Origin of the sequence: Herminiimonas aquatilis (assembly GCF_042665175.1) — a bacterium.
GTDB lineage: Bacteria > Pseudomonadota > Gammaproteobacteria > Burkholderiales > Burkholderiaceae_D > Oxalicibacterium > Oxalicibacterium aquatilis.
The window spans coordinates 52,554-74,134 of sequence record NZ_JBHTCC010000003.1 but is presented as its reverse complement, the minus strand read 5'-3'; the positions used below and the strand labels follow the sequence as shown (position 1 = coordinate 74,134).

General features: G+C 52.3%; 18 protein-coding genes. 1 reads left to right on the top strand and 17 read right to left on the bottom strand.

Annotated features, from left to right (window positions below; all coding sequences use genetic code 11):
• Positions 1 to 17: 17 nt before the first annotated feature.
• From purF to aroC, 17 genes are all read right to left on the bottom strand, one after another.
• Positions 18 to 1,535 carry an amidophosphoribosyltransferase gene (purF, locus tag ACFQO0_RS12790; RefSeq protein ID WP_382235223.1) on the bottom strand — a complete coding sequence of 506 codons (1,518 nt, stop codon included), beginning with the start codon at positions 1,533 to 1,535 and terminating at the stop codon, positions 18 to 20.
• A 24-nt stretch (positions 1,536 to 1,559) separates the two neighbouring features.
• The gene (locus tag ACFQO0_RS12785; protein ID WP_382235221.1) at positions 1,560 to 2,048 is read right to left on the bottom strand and encodes a CvpA family protein; all 489 of its coding nucleotides are present in this window, start codon (positions 2,046 to 2,048) and stop codon (positions 1,560 to 1,562) included.
• A gap of 36 nt (positions 2,049 to 2,084) precedes the next feature.
• Positions 2,085 to 2,930, bottom strand: coding sequence for an SPOR domain-containing protein (locus ACFQO0_RS12780; RefSeq protein WP_382235219.1), 846 nt, complete (start codon positions 2,928 to 2,930; stop codon positions 2,085 to 2,087).
• 20 nt (positions 2,931 to 2,950) lie between these two features.
• Complete coding sequence (gene folC, locus ACFQO0_RS12775; protein WP_382235217.1) at positions 2,951 to 4,252, bottom strand: bifunctional tetrahydrofolate synthase/dihydrofolate synthase; 1,302 nt, start codon at positions 4,250 to 4,252, stop codon at positions 2,951 to 2,953.
• A gap of 110 nt (positions 4,253 to 4,362) precedes the next feature.
• The gene (accD, locus tag ACFQO0_RS12770) at positions 4,363 to 5,235 is read right to left on the bottom strand and encodes an acetyl-CoA carboxylase, carboxyltransferase subunit beta (RefSeq protein WP_382235215.1); all 873 of its coding nucleotides are present in this window, start codon (positions 5,233 to 5,235) and stop codon (positions 4,363 to 4,365) included.
• A gap of 138 nt (positions 5,236 to 5,373) precedes the next feature.
• The gene (gene trpA, locus ACFQO0_RS12765; RefSeq protein WP_382235213.1) at positions 5,374 to 6,171 is read right to left on the bottom strand and encodes a tryptophan synthase subunit alpha; all 798 of its coding nucleotides are present in this window, start codon (positions 6,169 to 6,171) and stop codon (positions 5,374 to 5,376) included.
• 106 nt (positions 6,172 to 6,277) lie between these two features.
• Positions 6,278 to 7,549, bottom strand: a complete 1,272-nt coding sequence (gene trpB, locus ACFQO0_RS12760) for a tryptophan synthase subunit beta (protein ID WP_382235211.1) — start codon at positions 7,547 to 7,549, stop codon at positions 6,278 to 6,280.
• Positions 7,550 to 7,566: 17 nt separating this feature from the next.
• Positions 7,567 to 8,265: a phosphoribosylanthranilate isomerase gene (locus ACFQO0_RS12755; protein ID WP_382235209.1), complete on the bottom strand. Its 699-nt coding sequence runs from the start codon at positions 8,263 to 8,265 to the stop codon at positions 7,567 to 7,569.
• 91 nt (positions 8,266 to 8,356) lie between these two features.
• Entirely contained in the window at positions 8,357 to 9,184 is an 828-nt protein-coding gene (truA, locus tag ACFQO0_RS12750) for a tRNA pseudouridine(38-40) synthase TruA (protein WP_382235207.1), read from the bottom strand.
• A gap of 88 nt (positions 9,185 to 9,272) precedes the next feature.
• Positions 9,273 to 12,008: a motility hub landmark protein FimV gene (locus ACFQO0_RS12745; protein WP_382235205.1), complete on the bottom strand. Its 2,736-nt coding sequence runs from the start codon at positions 12,006 to 12,008 to the stop codon at positions 9,273 to 9,275.
• Positions 12,009 to 12,334: 326 nt separating this feature from the next.
• Positions 12,335 to 13,447, bottom strand: coding sequence for an aspartate-semialdehyde dehydrogenase (asd, locus tag ACFQO0_RS12740; protein ID WP_382235203.1), 1,113 nt, complete (start codon positions 13,445 to 13,447; stop codon positions 12,335 to 12,337).
• A 114-nt stretch (positions 13,448 to 13,561) separates the two neighbouring features.
• Positions 13,562 to 14,632, bottom strand: coding sequence for a 3-isopropylmalate dehydrogenase (leuB, locus tag ACFQO0_RS12735; RefSeq protein ID WP_382235201.1), 1,071 nt, complete (start codon positions 14,630 to 14,632; stop codon positions 13,562 to 13,564).
• A gap of 84 nt (positions 14,633 to 14,716) precedes the next feature.
• A complete protein-coding gene (leuD, locus tag ACFQO0_RS12730; RefSeq protein WP_382235199.1) occupies positions 14,717 to 15,364 on the bottom strand; it encodes a 3-isopropylmalate dehydratase small subunit in 648 nt (215 codons plus the stop codon).
• Between the two features lie 144 nt (positions 15,365 to 15,508).
• Entirely contained in the window at positions 15,509 to 15,628 is a 120-nt protein-coding gene (locus ACFQO0_RS12725) for an entericidin A/B family lipoprotein (RefSeq protein ID WP_382235197.1), read from the bottom strand.
• 21 nt (positions 15,629 to 15,649) lie between these two features.
• The gene (gene leuC, locus ACFQO0_RS12720) at positions 15,650 to 17,050 is read right to left on the bottom strand and encodes a 3-isopropylmalate dehydratase large subunit (RefSeq protein ID WP_382235195.1); all 1,401 of its coding nucleotides are present in this window, start codon (positions 17,048 to 17,050) and stop codon (positions 15,650 to 15,652) included.
• Positions 17,051 to 17,210: 160 nt separating this feature from the next.
• Entirely contained in the window at positions 17,211 to 18,041 is an 831-nt protein-coding gene (locus ACFQO0_RS12715; protein ID WP_382235193.1) for a M48 family metallopeptidase, read from the bottom strand.
• 43 nt (positions 18,042 to 18,084) lie between these two features.
• Positions 18,085 to 19,185 (bottom strand): chorismate synthase, encoded by a 1,101-nt coding sequence (gene aroC, locus ACFQO0_RS12710; RefSeq protein ID WP_382235191.1) that lies wholly within the window; start codon positions 19,183 to 19,185, stop codon positions 18,085 to 18,087.
• Between the two features lie 143 nt (positions 19,186 to 19,328).
• Here aroC and ACFQO0_RS12705 point away from each other — a divergent pair, with 143 nt between their 5' ends.
• Complete coding sequence (locus tag ACFQO0_RS12705) at positions 19,329 to 21,572, top strand: GGDEF/EAL domain-containing response regulator (protein ID WP_382235189.1); 2,244 nt, start codon at positions 19,329 to 19,331, stop codon at positions 21,570 to 21,572.
• Positions 21,573 to 21,581 lie beyond the last annotated feature (9 nt).

The window sequence follows — 21,581 nt, the reverse complement described above, 5'->3', positions numbered from 1 at the left end:
GCCATGCAGCAAAGTGATTAATCTACCTGCGCCAGGTTCAAGTTCAGTTGCGAGCGAATTGCATCGTCTGTTTCCGGCTTCGGATTGTTGCGCGCAAATTCGATGCGATCGAGGTAATCACGTGAGATATCACCCGTCACATAAATACCGTCGAAGCACGATGCTTCCAGGCTTTTCAACGCTGGATTCACATCGGAAATCGAACGTTTCAATGCATCGATATCTTGATAGATCAACGCATCCGCCGTGATTTCGCGGCAAACTTCTTCATCTGTACGACCGTAGGCAATCAATTCTGCACGCGTCGGCATATCGATACCGTAGACGTTAGGGAATTTAACTGGTGGCGCAGCAGATGCAAACATCACTTTTTTAGCACCGGCTTCACGTGCCATTTGCACGATCTCGCGGCTCGTGGTGCCACGCACGATGGAGTCATCGATCAGCAACACGTTTTTGCCTTTGAATTCTGAGCCGATTGCATTCAATTTCTGGCGAACCGATTTGCTGCGGATAGCCTGTCCCGGCATCAGGAAGGTACGACCGATGTAACGGTTTTTGATAAAGCCTTCGCGGTATTCGATATTTAGCTTGTGCGCCAGTTCCATCGCAGCAGGACGCGACGAATCAGGGATCGGCATCACGACATCGATATCGCCCAAAGGGAATTCGCGTGCAATTTTCTCGGCCAGATATTCGCCCATCTTCAGACGAGTTGCATACACCGATGCGCCGTCGATGATTGAATCCGGACGTGCAAAATAAACGAATTCAAACGCGCAAGGATTCAGCGTTGGGTTTTCTGCGCACTGTTGATTGTAGAGTTTTCCATCGAGGTCGATGAAAATCGCTTCGCCTGGCAATACATCCCGCAAGAAGCGGAAGCCCAAACCTTCCAGCGCAACCGATTCACTCGCGACCAGGTATTCTGTACCCTGCTCGGTTTCGTTGAAGCCAATGCACAAAGGACGAATGCCGAACGGATCGCGGAAAGCCAGCAAACCGTAACCGGCGATCTGTGCCGTCACCGCATACGAACCGCGCACACGTTTATGCACCATCGATACTGCTTTGAAAATTGCAGCAGGATCGAGCGAATAACCGGTCGTGGCTTGTTGAATTTCATGCGCCAGAACATTCAGCAATACTTCGGAATCGGAAGTCGTGTTGATGTGACGTCTATCGTTCTTGAACATCTCGATCTTCAACTGTTCCCAGTTGGTCAGATTGCCGTTATGCGCAAGGATGATGCCGAACGGCGCATTGACGTAGAACGGTTGTGCTTCTTCTGCGCTGGATGAACCGGCCGTCGGGTAACGAACCTGGCCAACACCCGAGTTACCGAACAGCGAACGCATGTTGCGGGTACGGAAAACATCTCGTACCAGGCCGTTGGCCTTGTGCATGCTGAATGTATTACCGTTATCGGTTGCGATACCGGCAGCATCCTGACCACGATGCTGCAGCAACAGCAGCGCATCATAGATCAGTTGATTAACAGGATTGTGAGAAACGACGCCAACAATGCCACACATGGTGGACTCCTCAACTAGAACAAATTAAAAATTGATATGCCGCGCAAAATCGCCCGGCAAGAAAGGGATAACAGTACGCGCGGCAGTTTCTGCCAACGGACTGAACAATGCCTCTTTCCAGAAACTCTGTTCGGGTATCGCCGTCATGCCGCATAAAAGCACGGCTGCCAACACGATCACCAAACCGCGTGCCAAGCCGAACAAACCGCCGAGACCACGATCCACCAAGGTCAATCCGGTCGCCTTGACTACTTCATTCAGCGCCATTGTCAACAAACCCATCAGGATGCGCACACCGATGAACAAGGCAATGAATCCAATTATCAGGCGTGTTGTGCTGCCAGGCACCATATCCGGCAGCAATTCTGCCAGCGACTCACCGTATGCATTGGCAACCACAAACGCCACAATCCAGCTTAACAGGGACAAAATTTCCTTGACCAGTCCCCGCAACGTACTGATCACGATAGAACAAACCAGTACAAATAAAACCAGATAATCAAAAATCGTCACTATCGATTTACTTCAAGCCACGCATTAAACTGCACCTTAAGCCGGGACCTGTTTGCCGGTCAAACCGAGCTTGGTCAATTTGGCACGCGCCTTTTCGGCTTCAGCTTCATTGGCAAATGGGCCAACGCGCACGCGAATCCGCTCACCGGATTCTGTCGCAACTTTTTGCGTAAACGACTTCAGGCCAGCGCCCTGCAATTTCTTTTGCAATTCATTCACTTTATCTTGCGAAGCAAGAGCGGCAATCTGCAAGACGATTTTTCCCGAGGCCTTAGGTGCAGTTGCATTCGTTTTTCCCTCCAGAATAGCGCGTGCACGCGCTGCCTCATCCGAATGATCCGTCTTGGCTATTGTCGGCGGCATTGCCACCTTGTGTTCTGGCGTCTCAACTTTAGCGACAGGTATTTGTGGCTTTTGCTCAGGCGCGGCAGCTTTTACGTCTGTTTCCGTTTCTGTTTTGATCTCGGCCTTGACTGCGTCTGGCGCTGGTGTCTCAATGACATCTTCATCAGGAGAAAGTGACTCTGCAGCGGGATCGCGATTGCTTTTTTGCACTACGGGAGACTTGCTTTGTGCAATTGGCGCCGCAGTGTCCTTGGATGGAATTTGAATGCTGATATCGTCGGCCAGAGGTTTGGGCTCTGAGTCCAGAATCATCGGCAAGCCGATCACTGCCGCCAGCACCAGTGCGATCGCCCCGACCAGACGGCGACGTGCGCGTTTCTTTTCTGGCAAGACCGGATCGACTGCTTCTTCGCGCTTGTTACTTTGTTTGCGTTTGCTGCGAGCAATCGGCTGCTCTTCGTCGGCCTGCGAATAAAAATCGCTGTTGCCTACCGATGATTCCTGCTGTTTTTTACGAAGAAACGAGAACAAGCCCATACGATATAGAGTGAAATTCGTTAGTGATGTTCGGAATTGCGGAATTCCATTACGCCTGCGACGGTAAGGAAGGATCCGAAAACCGTAATTCTATCATTCTCGCCCGCTCGGCTCATGGCATTTGCAAAAGCTTCTGCAGGTGTGGCAAATGTCTGGATGCTGCGTTCTGCATCCCCCACTTGCGGCGACTGACCATAAGCGGCGATCAGCTTTTCATGAATCTCCGCCGCCGTGGCAGCGCGCGGCAAAGGTAGATCAGTGACGCACCAATGATCGACGCGATCTTTCAAGTGCGCAATCACGCCGGCAATGTCCTTGTCCTGCATGGAACCGAACACCGCATAGGTGTAGGGATGAAAGCCCATATTGTCCAGATTCTGCGCCAGCGTGGCTGCAGCATGCGGATTGTGCGCCACATCCAGAATAACCGTAGGCTGCCCTGGCAGCACCTGAAAACGCCCTGGTAAATCGACTAGTGCCAAACCTGTACGCACTTCTTGCGCGCCAACCGGCAAGCGCATGCGCAAGGCATCCAGCGCGGCCAGCACGCCTGATGCATTCAATAACTGATTGGCACCGCGCAAGCTTGGATAAGCCAGCGAATTTCGGCGGCCGCCGCGCCCGCTGAAATTCCATTGCAGCTTATCGCCGGAATAATTGAAATCGCGATTGAACAACCACAAATCGGCACCGATCTTTTCTGCGTGTTCAATCAGCGAGGCAGGCGGCACCGGATCGCCGCAGATGGCAATTTTGCCGGGGCGGAAAATACCGGCTTTCTCGAAACCGATCTTTTCACGCGTATCACCCAGATATTCTGTGTGATCGATATCGACGCTGGTGACAATTGCCACATCTGCATCGAGTACATTGACTGCATCCAGGCGCCCGCCCAAGCCAACCTCAAAAATCACGGCATCCAGTTTGGCGTCTGCAAACAATTGCATCGCCGCCAACGTGGTGAATTCAAAGTACGATAAGGAGACATCACCACGCACGCCGTCGAGTTTGCTAAAAACGTCCATCAATTCGGCATCGGTCGCTGATTGCCCATTGATACGCATGCGCTCGTTGAAACGCAATATGTGCGGCGACGTGTACAAGCCGACGCGATAACCGGCGCGCAACAATATCGATTCAAGCATGGCGCAGGTTGAGCCCTTGCCGTTGGTACCGCCGACGATAATCACCGGACAGGTAAATTCGATCGCCATGGCGTCTTTGACCTGCCTCACACGATCCAACCCCATGTCGATCGCTTTGGGGTGCGTCGTTTCCAGCAGCGTGAGCCAGGCAGCTAGGGTCGCAGGATGGTTTTCCATACAAATGATCGTGGTTATTTAAAGTGTGTAGGGAGCATATGTGATGGCGATTGCTCAAATAAAAAGCCCGAACCGCGCACGGTTCGGGCTTCTGTGAGCAGACTGCCGGCTTACGCGAGAACTTCCACAGCCTGATTTTGCAATATTGCCAACAGGCGAGCGATTTCTTCACGCATTTTGCGTCGATCGACAATCATGTCTACCGCACCTTTAGTCACGAGGAATTCGGCGCGCTGGAAGCCTTCCGGCAATTTCTCACGCACAGTATTCTCGATTACGCGCGGACCGGCAAAACCGATCAGGGCTTTGGGTTCCGCGATCACGACATCGCCCATGAAAGCGAATGATGCGGATACGCCGCCCATGGTTGGATCGGTCAGCACCGAGATAAACGGTAATTTCTTCTCAGACAATTTCGTCAGCATCGACGTGGTTTTGGCCATTTGCATGAGGGACAGCAAGCCTTCTTGCATACGTGCGCCACCAGTTGCGGTGATGCAAATGAAAGGCACTTTTTGCTCCAGTGCAGTTTGCGCGCCGCGGGCAAAACGCTCGCCGACCACAGAACCCATGGAGCCGCCCATGAACTCAAACTCGAAGCAAGCCACCACTACCGGCAAGCTCATGATGGAGCCACCCATGACGATGAGTGCATCGGTTTCGCCAGTGGCTTCGAGTGCCGATTTCAGACGATCAGGATATTTTTTGCTGTCTTTGAATTTGAGCGTATCGACCGGCAATACTTCCTGGCCGATGTCATAACGTCCGCCTGCATCCAGCAATGCGTCCAGACGATCACGCGCACGGATGCGCATATGGTGCGTACATTTAGGGCAAACATGAATGTTGGCTTCCAGATCGGTGCGGTACAGCACGGATTCGCAAGACGGACATTTGACCCACAAACCTTCAGGCACCGACTTACGCTGCGCGGTATCGGAACGTTGAATGCGGGGAGGGAGTAGTTTTTCTAGCCAGCTCATCGTGACCTCTTTCATTTTGACTTGCCGAATTGTACCGTTTGCACGGATATTCGCCACAATTGCGTGTTTTTTCTGGTTGGGGGCAGAATTATGCCGCGGATCGGCGGCATTTTACTTGTCTATAAAGACATTTTTACCTTATTCGTCCAGCGCCTTGCGGATGCCGGCGATAAAGGTTTGCACCGCTTCTACAGCATGCTCGCGCGGGGTATTTTCCAGTTCCTGGATGATACGACTACCGATCACGACCGCATCCGAGACCGCCGCAACAGCCTTGGCGGTCGCGGCATCGCGAATTCCGAAGCCTACGCCGATAGGCAATTTTACGTACTTGCGGATGGCCGCTATGCGTTGCGATACTTCGGCCGTATCGATATTGGCCGCGCCGGTGACGCCTTTTAGCGACACGTAATAGCTGAAGCCGCTACCAAATTTGGCAACTTGCTGAATGCGTTCTTCGGTAGAAGTTGGCGCCAACAAGAAGATAGGATCCATATCATTCGCCTTGAGTGTCGCGGCAAACTCTTCGCACTCTTCCGGCGGGTAGTCGACCACAATGGTGCCATCCACACCGGCCGCTTTCGCTGCCAGGATAAATGCCGTCTGCCCCATCCGTTCGATCGGATTGGCGTAACCCATCAAGACGACTGGTGTCGTGGTGTTTGTCTTGCGAAATTCACTGACGAAGCCCAATACGTCACGCATGCCAACATTAAATTTGAGTGCACGTTCGCACGCGCGCTGAATCACGGGACCTTCTGCCATCGGATCGGAGAATGGCACGCCGAGTTCGAGTATGTCGGCACCACCGGCCACCAGGGCATGCATCAGCGGCACCGTCAGGTCAGGTGAAGGATCACCGGCCGTGATGAAGGGGATCAAACCTTTTTTATTGTTAGCCGCCAATGCGGACAGCGTGGACTGAATTCTGGACATCTGCTTTTATCTTTAATCAATGATCTTTTAATGCGCAACGCGACTGCTGTCGCATATGAAAATGAAAACGGCAATGGAGCGTGATCCATTGCCGCATGAAACGCTATCAGCCGAAGTCCAACCCCATCTTTTGCGCCACGGTATGCATATCCTTGTCGCCACGACCAGACAGATTGACCAGTACGGTTTTGTCTTTCGGCAGCGTCGCAGCCAGTGTGGCGGCATAGCTCAAGGCATGACTGGATTCCAGCGCCGGAATGATGCCTTCGATATGGCAACAATCATGGAAAGCCTGCAAGGCCTCTTCATCGGTAACGGATACATATTGCGCGCGCGCAGAATCTTTTAACCAGGCATGTTCAGGACCTACACCCGGATAATCCAGGCCCGCCGAAACCGAATGCGTCTCGATGATCTGGCCATTCTCATCCTGCAATAGATAGGTACGATTGCCATGCAACACACCGGGTGTGCCGGCCGTCAGTGACGCCGAATGCTTGCCTGTTTCCAAACCTTCACCGGCTGCTTCCACCCCTATCAGCTGTACGTTCTTGTGTTCGATATAAGGATGGAAAATGCCCATCGCATTGGAACCGCCACCGATGCAGGCCAGGACATAATCCGGCTGACGGCTAGTCATCTCGGGCATTTGTTCTATGCATTCCTTGCCGATTACCGACTGGAAGTCGCGCACCATCATGGGATAGGGATGCGGACCGGCGACGGTACCGATAATGTAGAAAGTGTTTTCAACGTTGGTTACCCAGTCGCGCATCGCTTCATTGAGCGCATCCTTCAAAGTCTTGGAGCCGGATTCAACCGGCACCACGGTCGCGCCCAGCAACTTCATGCGATATACGTTTTGCGCCTGACGCTTGACGTCTTCGCTCCCCATATAAACCACGCATTCGAGGCCGAAACGCGCGCAAATCGTCGCTGTAGCAACGCCGTGCTGGCCGGCGCCGGTTTCCGCGATGATGCGCGGCTTGCCCATTCGTCTGGCCAGCAATGCCTGACCAATCACGTTATTGATCTTGTGTGCGCCTGTGTGATTCAAGTCTTCACGCTTGAAGTAAATCTGCGCGCCGCCCATTTTTTCAGACCAGCGTTTGGCATGATAAATCGGGCTTGGACGGCCGACGAAATGCTTCAAGTCGTAATGGAATTCAGCAAGAAAGGCAGAATCCTTGCTGTAGTGTGCATAGGCTTCTTTCAATTCAGCCAGCGCATGACTGAGTGTTTCGGAAACGAAGCTGCCGCCATAGGGGCCAAAATGGCCTTTTGCGTCGGGAAAATTGTAAGAAGCGGTTTGATGCAAGGCAGTCTCGATGACCGCTTGTCGCTCGGCGAAGCTGCCCAGCGCGTCTAATTCTTTCATGATGATCTCTTTACTATCTAGTCTGTCTGTTTGGCATGTGCATGGTCTGCCGAATCGGCAAGACGTACTGCGGCGATGAAGGCGTGAATCTTTGCCTTATCCTTGATCCCCTTGTCGTGTTCGACGCCACTACTGACATCAACGGCATAGGGACGAACGCGTAGCACCGCGTCAGTCGCGTTTTGTGCGCTCAAGCCACCACTTAAAACGACCCGAGGCGCGATGTTTTCGGGAATGAGAGACCAATCGAAGACCTTTCCACTGCCGCCATAGCTATCAACATAGGTATCCAGCAACAAGCCGGTGAACAATCTGCTGGCGGCGCGATAATCAGAGTCGTATTTTAGCAAATCGGCTGGACTAGTATCCGGTTTTACGCGTATCGCGCGCATAAATGGGCGATTCACTGCCGCTGCGATGGATGCGCACTGCTCCATCGTTTCATCGCCGTGAAATTGCAGCATCGCAATCGATGTCTGCGCGACGACCTCGTGTACTTCATCTGCGCTGGCATTCACAAACAAACCGACGGTACTGACGAAAGGCGGAATCTGTGCGATCAACTGTGCCGCTGCCGCCGGCTGAATATAGCGCGGACTTTTGGCATAAAACACGAATCCGACTGCATCGGCGCCTAACGTAATCGCATCTTGCAGATCTTCCAGTCGCGTCAAACCGCAAATTTTAATGCGCGTGCGGGATGTAATTGTTGTCATTATGTTGCCAGCCTGTTGAAAACGAATGGTTATATTGCTTATGCCTACGCAATTCAATATTGCTGATGAATCGCAGTTTTATCCCGCGCTATCAAGACCATAGAAAATTCTGCGTTTCGATCTGCGGTAACTTCCATTTTGGGTCGTAATCGATTTTGGCGAGGTACAAACCATCGGCCATGAATGTCGGTGCCGCAATCTTGCGATCTTGCGCTTCCAACAGTTCCTTCAACCACGCAGACGGCTGCGTGCCGTTTCCGACATAAATCAGCGAGCCAATGATGTTGCGCACCATGTGATGCAAGAATGCATTTGCATGTACGGTGAACATGATCACATCGCCGCGCTGCTCGATACTGATGGCATACATGGACTTGATCGGCGATTTGGCCTGGCATTGCACAGAGCGGAAACTGGAAAAATCATGCTCACCGATCAAATGCGAAGCTGCCTCCTTCATCTTGTCGACATCCAGCGCGCGAAACACCCAACCGGCCTTGCCTTCCAGCAAAGGCGAACGTACCTGGTTGTTGTACAAGACATATTGGTAGGTTCTGGAGCGCGCGCTGAAACGCGCGTGAAAATTCTCTTCAGCATTGCCCGCAACCTCAGTCGCCCAGCGCACTGCAATCGATGGCGGCAAAAAGGTATTCACACCGCGCACCCAGGATTGCATATCGCGGTCCAGCATCGTATCGAAATGCACTACTTGTTCGATTGCATGCACGCCCGCATCGGTACGACCGGCGCATGAGGTTGAAATTTCATGCTGGGTAAATTTCCACAAGGCGAACTCTAGCTTATCCTGGACAGTCAAGCCGTTAAGCTGCGTCTGCCAGCCCTGCCAGGGTGCGCCGTCGTATTGCACGCCGAGCACAATGCGTTTCGTTTCGCCCGAGCTGCCTGATTCGCCATTCATGATAAAAATTTTACCGAAAAATCGAAATTGAAAATGAAAAACGGGCGCAAGCAGTGCATTGCGCCCGTCGATCCTGCATTTTAGCTTGTCAGGAGAGTTTGCTCAGCAGGTTTCTCGCCTTCTCGGATTGTTCGCCGTTACCACCTTTGACGACTTCTTCCAGCAATTCGCGTGCGCCTTCCTTATCGCCAATCTCTTGATAGGCTATTGCCAGATCAAGCTTGGTCGCCATTTCTGCATTGCTAGTATAGCTAGCTGCTTCATCCACGCCATCCAGCGCAAAATGATCGTCATTCAAAGCGGAGCCCGAAACAGGTGCAGCAACTGGATCCAGATCAAGTGAAATGTCGGACAAATCGGCCGCGATGTCTTTGGCTGGCGCAGACGCAGCGGCAATCTGTACATTTGCCGGAGAATCATTTATCGATGGGAAATCAAGACCGAGGTCATCCGGAATACGGATGTCCGACGTCGTAGATTCCGTAGCTGCTTGTTCACCTTCAAAACTGGCCACCGACGGTTCTTCTACCGCATTGTTTGTCGGCTTGTTATCCGCAGGCTTGTTATCTTCCAGGAAACCGAAATCGATATCCGCAATATCAGCTGGCATTTCAGCTTTGGCTGATGTTGCATCTGGCGATTTATTATCTGGCTCTTCCAAATCCAGGCCTTCCAGATCGAAGTCGAGATCTTCAACCACGTCAGGCTGCATGGAAGCGATTGTTTTGTGTTCGTCTTCTTCCGGCAGGGACAAGCTGTTTTCTGCAAGGGAACTATCTAACGAGCTAACCGGTGCCGCTTCGTCTACCGACGATTCGGTGTTTAATCCATCAAATGGCTGGGTGGGTGCAAGTAAAGCCGCTGCTCGGGACTCGCCCTTTTCCGCGTCCGCGCCACTTGCGTATAACGGATTGCTAGGATCAAGGATCAAGCCGAGATTTGCAGCTTGTGCCCAATCCTCACCCTCGCCTTTGGTCATGCTGTACAACTCGCTGGCCAGAATCTCGAACGAGCGAGCGTCATTGCGGTTGGCATAAATTTCCAGCAACTTGACGCGTACTGCGTGGCGGTCAGGTTGATTGCGCAAGGCTTCCTTCAGAATTTCTTCAGCCTGTGCATCACGACCATAAGCGATATACACATCGGCTTCTGCAATCGGGTCAACTTCATTCGTGTCGAGCTGGCTGGCGGAAGGCACAAAATTGGAATTGAACACACTGTTATTGGTGTCAACGCTTTGTCCGCCAGTCGAACCGAACAGCGAGTTCGATTTAAGGCTGGAATCCGTAATGATGCTGTCTTCGAATGATTTGGTTTGCTTGCGACGGCGCGAACTATAAATACCCAAACCAGCAAGCAGAGCCAGCAATGCTGCTGCGCCCGGCAGGAACATGGCGTTGCTCATCAAGTCTTCAAAAAAACTTGGTTCAGGTGGTGGTGGCGCAACGACGACAGGTTTTTTCGGTGCCGGTTTAACTTCTGCAACTGGAGCAGGCGGCACAACTGGTTCAACGACTGGCGCAGGCGCAGCTTCGGCTACAGGCGTTTCTGCCACTGCCGTGGTAACCGGCGGTGCTGTTTCTACGGCTGGCGCTGTCGGTGCTGGCGCAGTTACTGGCGGAGCGACGGCCACTGGCACTGCTGCGGCGGCGCTTGCCTGCTTTTGCTGTTCAGCCAAATCCTTGTTTTTAATTTCAAGAATTTTTTGCAGTTCGCTGACGTTCTTTTCAAGTTCTTTGACACGTGCATTCGCATCCGCAATTGCCTTGTCTTTGGCGATCAATTCTTCCGTGCTGGCACCTGCCTTGTCGGAGCCAGCGCTTAGTGTGGTCGCGCCAGATTTGGACAATTTCAGCTTGTCCTTGGATTCGGCTGCGCCAGCGGATTCTTCTTGAATCCGGGTAGTGATTTTTCCACCAGCCGTCTGCTTGACGTCGTCGGATTTTTTGGCTTCTGCAGTCGCGACTTGACCAGCCAGTTTATTACGATAGCTATTGAAATCGGCAGCTTGCGCAACAACTACGCCACGCGCTTCAGATTGGCCGACGGATTTTGCAGTGTCTGCTTCCGGCACGGACAGAATTTGTCCGGCACGCAGACGATTCATGTTTTTGCCGATAAATGCGTCAGGATTTGCGCGGTACAAGGCAACCAGCATTTGATCCAGCGATACGCCGCTTGGACGATATTGATTGGCGATTTTCGCCAGAGAGTCGCCTTTTTTTACCAGATACTCATCCGAAGATGAAGCATCCGCTTTGGGCTCCGATGCAGTACGTATCGACTTGGTCGGTGCCGCTACTGGCGCCGCTTCACGAATTGGTTGCGGCGCAGGCTGTGGTGCCGGTGCGGAGACTGGCGGAGGAAGCGGTTGGCTAGGCGCTGCTGGCGGTAAAGCCTGTGGCGCTGACTGAGCGACCGGCTCTGGGATGTTTTCGACGGGTCTTGCCGCAGGCGGCAGTGGGCGGGTAATTGGTGCTACTTGCGCCGGACGCGCCGAGCGCATTTCAGGCGGATCAAGCAAGAAGGTGTATTCACGTACCAAGCGGTTTTTATTACCGCCCAATTCCAGCAACATATCCACGTAAGGTTCGTTGATAGGCTGAGTGGAAGTGATCTTGACGACGGGACGATTACCGCGTTGCTCAACAGCAAATCTTAATGAAAAAAGCGCTGGGTGCAGATCGATATTTGCCTGGCGAAATGCGTCTGCAGATGCCAATTTTGGCACCAAACTGCCCAGTTCGTCTTGCGCAACGGACGTGAGTTCGATCTCGGCACGTAACGGTTGCCCCAGCGACGATAGGACGGTCAGTTTCCCCATACCCGCTGCATGCGCATTTGACAACACCACCGCAGATATTACCGCTGCGCTGAGCGTCTTTAATTTGAACGAGGAAAAACTAGAGCGAGGAGTTGACCGCATTTTTAGTGGCATGGAGAGTATTCCGTTAGCGTACGTTGGGGACCACAAGCAACGCTTATTTATCTTTTTTCTGAGAACTTTCACCATAGCATCATGGACTTACGCACGCAAGCGCAACCATATTGGCAACTAATTTAAAACCCGCCAATCACTCATTATTTGAGCGAATTTGGCGGGTTTATGTTGCGTCCTGACAACGTCAGACGCAGCTTACCTAGCGAATATTATCGATCCAGGACGATACGCAGCATGCGGCGCAGCGGTTCAGCAGCGCCCCACAGCAATTGATCGCCGATAACGAACGCGGAAATGTATTCCGGTCCTTGATTGAGCTTACGCACACGGCCTACGCCGATCTCAAGCCCGCCAGTGATGGCTGCTGGCGTCAATTCCTTGACGGTAATTGCGCGCTCATTCGGCACCCATTTCACCCATTGATTACCGGAGCGGATGATGGATTCAATTTCAGCCAAAGGCAGGTTGCGTTTCAACTTGATGGTCAACGCCAGGCTGTGGCAGCGCATCGCGCCTATGCGCACACACAAACCATCGACAGGAATTATGTTGGTATTGCCGAGGATCTTGTTAACTTCTGCCTGGCCTTTCCACTCTTCTTTCGACTGGCCGTTGTCCAGTTGTGCATCGATCCATGGAATCAAGCCACCAGCCAAAGGTGCGCCAAAGAATTCAGTTGGCACTTCGCTGCGTATTGTCTGCGCAACTTTACGGTCGATATCAAGAATCGCCGATGAAGGCGTGGCCAATTCATCAGCCACTGCACCATGTACCACGCCCATGCCGGACAACAATTCACGCATGTGATTGGCACCGCCGCCGGACGCAGCTTGATACGTCATCGAACTGACCCACTCAACCAGACCTTCTCGGAACAAGCCACCCACCCCCATCAACAAGATGGAATTGGTGCAGTTACCCCCGATGTAGTTCTTGACACCACGGTTCAACGCGTCCGTAATCACATTTTGATTGACGGGATCAAGGATGATAACGGCGTCGTCTTTCATGCGCAGTGTCGAAGCCGCATCGATCCAGTAACCATCCCAACCAGCTGCGCGCAGTTTCGGGAAAATCTCGGTGGTGTAGTCGCCGCCTTGGCAGGTAATGATAATGTCGCATTTTTTCAGTGCGTCGATATCGTTAGCGTCTTGCAAAGTCGTTTCCTTCTTCGCCATCGCAGGGGCTTTACCGCCCTTGTTCGAAGTGGTGAAGAATACAGGTTCGATCAGACCGAAATCACCCTCTTCCTGCATGCGTTGCATCAAGACCGATCCGACCATTCCACGCCAACCGACTAAGCCAACAACTTTCATCATCATTTCCTTAATTCAGGTGCTCGCTGCACCTCATTAATCAAAAACCACTTCGACAACCAAATAGCCATCGCCGACACCCCTTGCTTGGAACAGCTAACTGCTCCAGGCTGGAGATCGTTATGCCAGCGCCTTGACCACTGCATCACCCATTTGCGTTGTGCTGACCTTGGTCGTGCCGACTTCAAAAATATCAACCGTACGCAAACCCTGTTTCAACACTGACTTCACTGCCGCTTCAATACGATCTGCCTGTTCAGTTTTACCCAGCGAATAACGCAACATCATCGCCAGCGACAGGATTTGTGCCAGCGGATTGGCAATATCCTTACCCGCGATATCCGGAGCGGAACCATGTGAAGGCTCGTACAAACCCTTGTTGTTTGCATCCAGCGAAGCCGATGGCAACATACCGATCGAACCGGTCAGCATCGCTGCGGCATCAGACAGGATGTCGCCAAACATATTGCCAGTCACGACCACGTCGAATTCTTTCGGTGCGCGTACCAATTGCATCGCCGCATTATCGACGTACATATGATCAAGTTTGACGTCCTTGTATTCCTTGTGCACATCGGTCACCACGTCGCGCCAGAACTGGAATGTTTCCAATACATTGGCTTTATCAACACTGGTCAAACGTTTGCTGCGTTTTTGTGCTGCCTGGAATGCCACGTGCGCGATACGACGAATTTCTGGCTCACTGTAACGCATGGTGTCGAAACCCTCACGCGAGCCCTTGAACGGACCATCCGGCGCTTCGCGCATGCCGCGCGGCTGGCCGAAGTAAATGTCACCAGTCAATTCGCGCACGATCATGATGTCGAGGCCGGAAACAATCTCCGGTTTCAACGATGATGCGCCAGCCAGTTCCGGATACAGGATCGCAGGACGGAAGTTGGCGAACAAACCCAGATGCTTGCGCAAACCCAGAATTGCCTGCTCAGGGCGCAACGAGCGCTCCAGTGTGTCGTATTTAAAATCGCCAACAGCGCCAAACAGAATGGCATCCGCCTCTTTCGCAACTTTCAAGGTCGATTCCGGCAATGGGTGGCCTTGCTCTGCATAGGCTGCGCCGCCGACTGGCACCGTTTCAGTTTCAAATTTCTCACCCAAGGCGTTCATCACCTTGACCGCTTGATTCATGATTTCCGGACCAATGCCGTCGCCCGGCAGAATTGCAATTTTCATTGGATAACTTCAGTAAGAATTAAAAAAGGAGGAAAGCGCGCCGCTCAATCAAGCCGAATGTACCCAGCTGCATGATGCGCGTCGTTAAATAGTGTTCGACAACCAAGGTTGTGCCGCAAGGTGGCGCTCTTCATACGCGCGTATCTTGTCGGATTTTTGCAAGGTCAGGCCGATGTCATCGAATCCATTCAGCAAACAGTATTTGCGGAATGCATCGATATCGAATGGATAGGTAATGCTGCCGCTGCTGGTGCCGATGATTTGCTTTTCCAGATCAATCACCAAATGAAAGCCGGGAAAAGCCTTGACCTCGTTAAACAGATGATCGATTTGTGCTTCAGTCAGTGCGACCGGCAGCAAACCATTCTTGTAACAGTTATTGAAAAAGATATCGGCAAAGCTGGGCGCGACAATGGCGCGAAAGCCATACTGACTCAAGGCCCACGGCGCATGTTCACGTGAAGAGCCGCAACCGAAATTCTTGCGCGCCAACAAAATCTGTGCACCTTGATATCGCGGTTGATTCAGTATGAAATCAGGATTCAAGGGACGATTTGTATTGTCCTTGCCTGGCTCGCCTTGATCCAGATAACGCCATTCATCGAACAAGTTCGGGCCGAAGCCAGTACGTTTGATCGATTTCAGAAATTGCTTCGGAATGATGGCGTCGGTATCGACATTTGCACGATCCAGCGGTGCAACCAAACCATCAAGAATAGTAAATTTTTCCATAGTGCCCAACAGTTGATGCGTATCGACGACGATAACGTCAGTACTTTTGTATAACAATGCGGCGAGACAAACTTCGTGTTTCAAAAAACTGAAAAATGCAGCGATGCGACAACATCAATCTGTGCATCGCTACAAACCAGCCTCTTATTTATTACCCTGAATTTTGTCACCGACATGCTCGACATCCTTGCCGAAACCCTGAACGGTATTGCAGCCAGCCAGTAACCAAACCGATGCAATCAACAACGCAATAATTTTTTTCATTTTTCTCTCCAAGTGTTTAGTTTACAGCGAACGTACATCAACAAAATGACCTTCAATACCTGCTGCTGCAGCCATCGCAGGACTAACCAGATGCGTACGACCACCTGCGCCCTGACGTCCTTCAAAATTGCGATTCGAAGTAGAGGCGCAACGCTCACCGGGCTCCAGACGATCTGCATTCATCGCCAAACACATAGAGCAACCGGGCTCGCGCCATTCAAAACCGGCTGCCTTGAAAATCTTGTCCAGCCCTTCGCGTTCTGCCTGCTCTTTCACCAGGCCGGAACCTGGTACCACCATCGCCAGTTTCACATTCGAGGCGCGATGTTTGCCGCGCACAACGGCTGCGGCTGCGCGCAAATCTTCAATACGTGAATTGGTGCAGGAACCGATAAATACCTTGTCGATACGGATATCCGTGATCGGCGTGTTGGGTTTCAGGCCCATGTAAACCAGCGCTTTTTCCATGCCGTCGCGCTTGGTCGCATCCTTTTCCTTATCAGGATCAGGCACACGACCATCGACCGACACTACCATTTCCGGCGATGTGCCCCAGCTGACTTGCGGCTTGATTTCGGCCGCATTCAAAGTGACAACCATATCGAATCTGGCTCCGACATCAGAATGCAGCGTGCTCCAGTATTCGACCGCCCGATCCCAATGCGGACCAACCGGTGAAAATGGGCGACCCTTGACATAGTTGATCGTGGTTTCGTCAACACCAACCATGCCGGCACGTGCACCGGCTTCGATCGCCATATTGCAGATGGTCATGCGACCTTCCATCGACAGCGAACGTATGGTCGAACCAGCAAATTCAATCGCGTAACCGGTGCCGCCGGCAGTGCCGATTTTGCCGATAATCGCGAGCACGACATCTTTTGCAGTCACACCGGCCGGCAAAACGCCGTCAACCTGGACCAGCATCGCCTTGGATTTTTGCGCCAGCAAGGTTTGCGTCGCCAGCACATGCTCGACTTCTGAGGTACCGATGCCGTGCGCCAATGCGCCAAACGCACCGTGGGTAGACGTATGGGAATCGCCACATACAACCGTCATTCCCGGCAAGGTCGCGCCCTGCTCAGGCCCGATCACATGCACAATGCCCTGGCGCTTGTCGCGCATACTGAAATAGGTCAAACCGTATTCATGTGCATTGCCATCCAGCGTCTCCACTTGCAGGCGCGATGTCGGATCTGCAATCCCTTCCGAGCGGTCAGTGGTCGGTACGTTGTGATCCGCGACCATTAGATTGGCAGAGACACGCCATGGGCGACGACCGGCCAGCTTCAAGCCTTCAAAAGCCTGTGGGCTGGTCACTTCATGCAAGAGGTGACGATCGACGTAAAGCACGGTCGTGCCATCGTCACCAACATCGACAACATGTGATTGCCAGAGTTTATCGTAGAGCGTTTGAGCCATATTCGTGTGAAAAAGTAAGTCGGTAAGGACTGAATAGTCAGCCCTGAATTATGCCATATTTAGCGCGCCCCCATTGCGGGAAACGGCAGCGGACGCGCCAGAATGCCTGCCACAAGAAGCACATGAGGGCAATTGCCTTTAAAGCAATCCCCTGCTATCGCTATCTGTTCTTTGTCTGCAGGTACAGTGGCATCACGCGTTGCGCGTACGCCGTGAGATCACTGCTGCGATCCGCACTGGACGGATGCGTAGACAGGAATGTTGGCGGTGCGCTGCCACCGACCTGCCCCATTTTTTGCCAAAGCGTGATCGCAGCGCGCGGATCGTAACCGGCACGCGCAGCCAATTCCACGCCGATGCGGTCAGCTTCTCTTTCATGTTCGCGTGAATTTGGCAAACCAATCACACCCATATAGGCATATTCGGCACCTTGCTGACCGAGACTGCCGACACCCAGCAACGCTGAGCCGATCGAAATGACACTGCCGGCAACCATCTTTTCAGAAGCGCGCTCGCGCGCATGTTCGCGCAAGGCATGCGAAATCTCATGCCCGATCACCGCCGCCAGCTCATCATCCGTTACCTTGAGCTTATCGATCAAACCGGTATACACGGCGATCTTCCCGCCAGGCATACACCAGGCGTTGACCTCAGCCGAGGTCAACACATTGACTTCCCATTGCCAAGCTTTTGCATCGGGGCGGAAAGCCGGCGTTTGCGCAATCAAGCGATTTGAAATGGTCCGCACGCGGGCCACTTGCGCAGGATCACGGTTGACATTGTTTTTCTTTTTCTCTTCCGCAATCAGCTCAACATACTGCTTTGCTGCAGCTTGGTCCAGTTGCTGCGCCGACAATGCCATCCTTTGCGAGCGATCCACTCCAACCACGCCGCCTTGTGTGGTTTGCACTGTTTCGCACGCCGACAGAGCCAGCACAGGAAAAATTATTGTCACGAAGGCGCGAGCAGAATACGATTTTACGAGTTTCACTTCGGCTCCTTATCGAAAAAACAGAAAAACACCGAGGCCTAAATCAGGCTGCGCTGGCGGGAATCCGCGGAGTAGCGACCTTGACATCGCCGCATTGCGCACGGTGACGCAATGCATGATCCATCAGTACCAATGCCAGCATTGCTTCGGCGATCGGCGTAGCGCGGATCCCGACACAGGGATCATGACGACCCAGTGTTTCGACCATGATCGGATTGCCAGCCTTGTCAATTGAATGCCGCGCCGTCCGGATGCTGGATGTCGGTTTGATCGCAATCGATGCAGTGATATTCTGGCCGGTTGAAATCCCACCCAGTACACCACCAGCGTTATTGCTGGCAAAACCGTCAGGCGTCAACTCATCGCCATGCTCGGTGCCTTTTTGCGCGACCGATTTGAAGCCGGCACCAATCTCTACGCCCTTGACTGCATTGATACCCATCAAGGCATATGCAATTTCCGCATCCAGCTTGTCGTAAATCGGCTCACCCAAACCAATCGGCACATTTTCAGCGACGACATCTATTCGTGCACCGCAGGAGTCGCCATTCTTGCGCAAATCATCCATGTACGCTTCCAGTTGCGGAAGTATCGTGGCATTGGCAGAGAAAAATGGATTGTCAGGAACGTGTGACCAGTTTTCGAAGGGAATTTCAATCTCGCCCAACTGGCTCATGCAACCTTTGAAAGTCGTACCGTATTGTTCCAGCAACCATTTCTTGGCAATGGCAGCCGCACCAACCACAGGCGCCGTCAGACGTGCAGATGAACGTCCGCCACCACGCGGGTCACGTATGCCGTACTTGTGCCAGTACGTGTAATCAGCATGACCGGGGCGAAAGGTTTCAGTGATGTTGCCGTAGTCCTTGCTGCGCTGATCTTCATTGCGAATCAATAAGGCAATAGGCGTACCGGTCGTCTTGCCTTCGAAGACACCTGACAGTATTTCGACGGTATCCGATTCCTGGCGCTGCGTCACGTGACGAGAAGTACCTGGCTTGCGACGATCCAAATCGAGTTGAATGTCGGCTTCTGACAACACCATGCCGGGCGGACAACCATCGATTACGCAACCGATTGCAGGGCCATGAGATTCACCGAAAGTGGTGACAGTAAAGAGTGTGCCAAATGTATTGCCGGACATGATGGTGGATGATCAATTGAATAAAGCACCATTCTACCAGTGCATAGAAAACAAATACTTCAAGAAAAATCATTGCCGAATGTTAAATCGATGTGCAATATACGGTTTCCAAACCAGAAAAACCAAATCTCGGAGAAGGCAACATGCGCAAGTCGGTCAGCCATAGCGAGGATGACCTTGTATTTCTGGATGAAGCAGTACCGCCATCCGACAACAATACCCTGGGTGCAAGCAAGGATGTTTGGCAAGTCATGATCATCGATGATGATGCTGACGTGCATTCAGCAACGACCTTTGCACTCAGTAACGTTGAAATACAAAATCGACCGCTTTCATTCTTACACGCTTACTCCGCTCAGCAGGCGCGTGACATTCTGGCAAACGAACCCGACGTCGCGGTTATTTTGCTGGACGTTGTCATGGAGCAGCAGGATGAAGGCTTGCAATTGGTGCATTACATACGTGATGTATTGCACAGAGCTGAAGTACGCATCATTCTGCGCACCGGCCAACCTGGCTATGCGCCGGAAATCGATGCAATCCAACAATTCGACATCAACGATTACAAGACCAAATCCGAACTGACACGCATCAAGCTGTACACAGTTGTCACAGCGGCTATTCGCTCTTACGAACAAATCTGCACCATCAATTCAAGCAGCCGCGGTCTAGACATGATCCTGCGCGCAAGTACCGAGCTGATGGCATTGCAGACGCTGGAAGAATTCACCTCCGGCGTCCTCAGACAAATCGCGCGCATACTCGACGTACCACCTAGCGGTATTTTCTGCATACGCGAAACACTGCAGAATCAAGAAACCGAATTATTTGTGGTCGCCGCCACAGGCAAATACCAGAATCTGCTTAATTTCCCCGTATCGACATTCGAAGATGCGCAGATCGGCAATACCCTTAGCCGCGCGCTCAACGAGCGCCGCAACATTTACGGTCGCGAGTTTAGCGCCCTGCACTTCAGCGGCACAGCTTCCAGTAACTTCGCTGCATTCTTTCGAACGGATCGACCGTTAAATGAAATTGACTTGAGGCTACTTGAAGTTTTTTGCAGCAATATTTCAGTTGGCCTTGCCAACATCATGCTGGTCACAAGTTTACATAACTCCGCTTTCTACGATTCGCTGACAAAACTACCGAATCGCACCCGCCTCAAAGAAATCATCGACGACAATCTGATTTCCACTATCGATAAGCCAACCACACTGGCACTGATCGACATTGATCATTTTGCCGAAACCAACGATACGCTCGGACATCAATTCGGCGACATGCTACTGCTGTCCGTTGCATCGCGCCTGCAATCACGTCTCGGCGACAGGTTGATTGTGGCCCGCGTGGGCGGTGATACTTTTGGCGTGATGGGCGACGACATCCAGGTTAATCCGGCTGCAGTACTCGCGCAATTTGAACGACCATTCAGTATAGATGGCCAGGATGTGCAGCTCTCGGCCACCGTTGGTCTGGTCCGCCTGTCAGAACATGACGGCCGCGGTGTGGAAGCTTTGAAAAATGCGCATATAGCACTCAAACGCGCCAAGCTGCAGCAACGCACCGGTTACCTATATTTTTCGCGCAGCATGGGCATAGACATACGCGAACGCGTGAATATGATGCATGCACTGCGCGCCGCATTTGAAGAAAAGCGGCTGTTCGTGGTCTATCAACCGCAGATCGATATGGTCACCCGTGCACCGGTCGGCGCGGAAGCATTGTTACGCTGGCAAACAGAAGACAAGACCATGATTTCACCGAGTCGGTTTATACCGATTGCGGAATACTCAGGCTTGATCATCGAACTCGGAGAATGGGTATTGCGTCAGGCTTGTCAGGAACTTGTACGTATCCAGCGCCTGGGGTACCCAAACTTCATGATGTCGGTCAACGTATCGCAAGTCCAATTTCGCCATCCGCACTTTCTCAGCATGCTGCGCAAGGCTTTGGAAGATACCAATGCCCCGCCTCACTGCATAGAACTTGAAATTACCGAATCCATGGCGATGGAAGAGCCGGATGCGCTGATTAAACTACTCGATCAAATTACCGAAACCGGCGTCAGCATTGCCATCGATGACTTCGGTACCGGCTTCTCTTCGCTCAGCCATTTGCAGAAACTGAGTGTCGATCGGTTGAAGATCGACAGAGCATTTGTTACCGAAATTACCGATTCTTCCCGCGGCAGCAGCATCGCGGAGATGATCATTCAGTTAGGTCGCAATCTGGATCTGGATGTCATTGCCGAAGGTGTAGAAGATGAGAGGCAGGCAAAAATCCTGACCGAACTCGGCTGCCCGTACGGCCAGGGCTATTTATTTGCCAAACCCTTGCATTCAGATGTATTGCACGACTGGCTGCGCACCCACCAGGCAAACTAGCCCGGAAAT

Bases quoted from the DNA above. Each gene is read 5' to 3' on its own strand.
- purF (WP_382235223.1), bottom strand. From the start codon at position 1,535: ATGTGTGGCATTGTTGGCGTCGTTTCTCACAATCCTGTTAATCAACTG.
- ACFQO0_RS12780 (WP_382235219.1), bottom strand. From the start codon at position 2,930: ATGGGCTTGTTCTCGTTTCTTCGTAAAAAACAGCAGGAATCATCGGTA.
- folC (WP_382235217.1), bottom strand. From the start codon at position 4,252: ATGGAAAACCATCCTGCGACCCTAGCTGCCTGGCTCACGCTGCTGGAA.
- accD (WP_382235215.1), bottom strand. From the start codon at position 5,235: ATGAGCTGGCTAGAAAAACTACTCCCTCCCCGCATTCAACGTTCCGAT.
- trpA (WP_382235213.1), bottom strand. From the start codon at position 6,171: ATGTCCAGAATTCAGTCCACGCTGTCCGCATTGGCGGCTAACAATAAA.
- trpB (WP_382235211.1), bottom strand. From the start codon at position 7,549: ATGAAAGAATTAGACGCGCTGGGCAGCTTCGCCGAGCGACAAGCGGTC.
- ACFQO0_RS12755 (WP_382235209.1), bottom strand. From the start codon at position 8,265: ATGACAACAATTACATCCCGCACGCGCATTAAAATTTGCGGTTTGACG.
- truA (WP_382235207.1), bottom strand. From the start codon at position 9,184: ATGAATGGCGAATCAGGCAGCTCGGGCGAAACGAAACGCATTGTGCTC.
- ACFQO0_RS12745 (WP_382235205.1), bottom strand. From the start codon at position 12,008: ATGGGGAAACTGACCGTCCTATCGTCGCTGGGGCAACCGTTACGTGCC.
- asd (WP_382235203.1), bottom strand. From the start codon at position 13,447: ATGATGATGAAAGTTGTTGGCTTAGTCGGTTGGCGTGGAATGGTCGGA.
- leuB (WP_382235201.1), bottom strand. From the start codon at position 14,632: ATGAAAATTGCAATTCTGCCGGGCGACGGCATTGGTCCGGAAATCATG.
- leuD (WP_382235199.1), bottom strand. From the start codon at position 15,364: ATGGAAAAATTTACTATTCTTGATGGTTTGGTTGCACCGCTGGATCGT.
- ACFQO0_RS12725 (WP_382235197.1), bottom strand. From the start codon at position 15,628: ATGAAAAAAATTATTGCGTTGTTGATTGCATCGGTTTGGTTACTGGCT.
- leuC (WP_382235195.1), bottom strand. From the start codon at position 17,050: ATGGCTCAAACGCTCTACGATAAACTCTGGCAATCACATGTTGTCGAT.
- aroC (WP_382235191.1), bottom strand. From the start codon at position 19,185: ATGTCCGGCAATACATTTGGCACACTCTTTACTGTCACCACTTTCGGT.
- ACFQO0_RS12705 (WP_382235189.1), top strand. From the start codon at position 19,329: ATGCGCAAGTCGGTCAGCCATAGCGAGGATGACCTTGTATTTCTGGAT.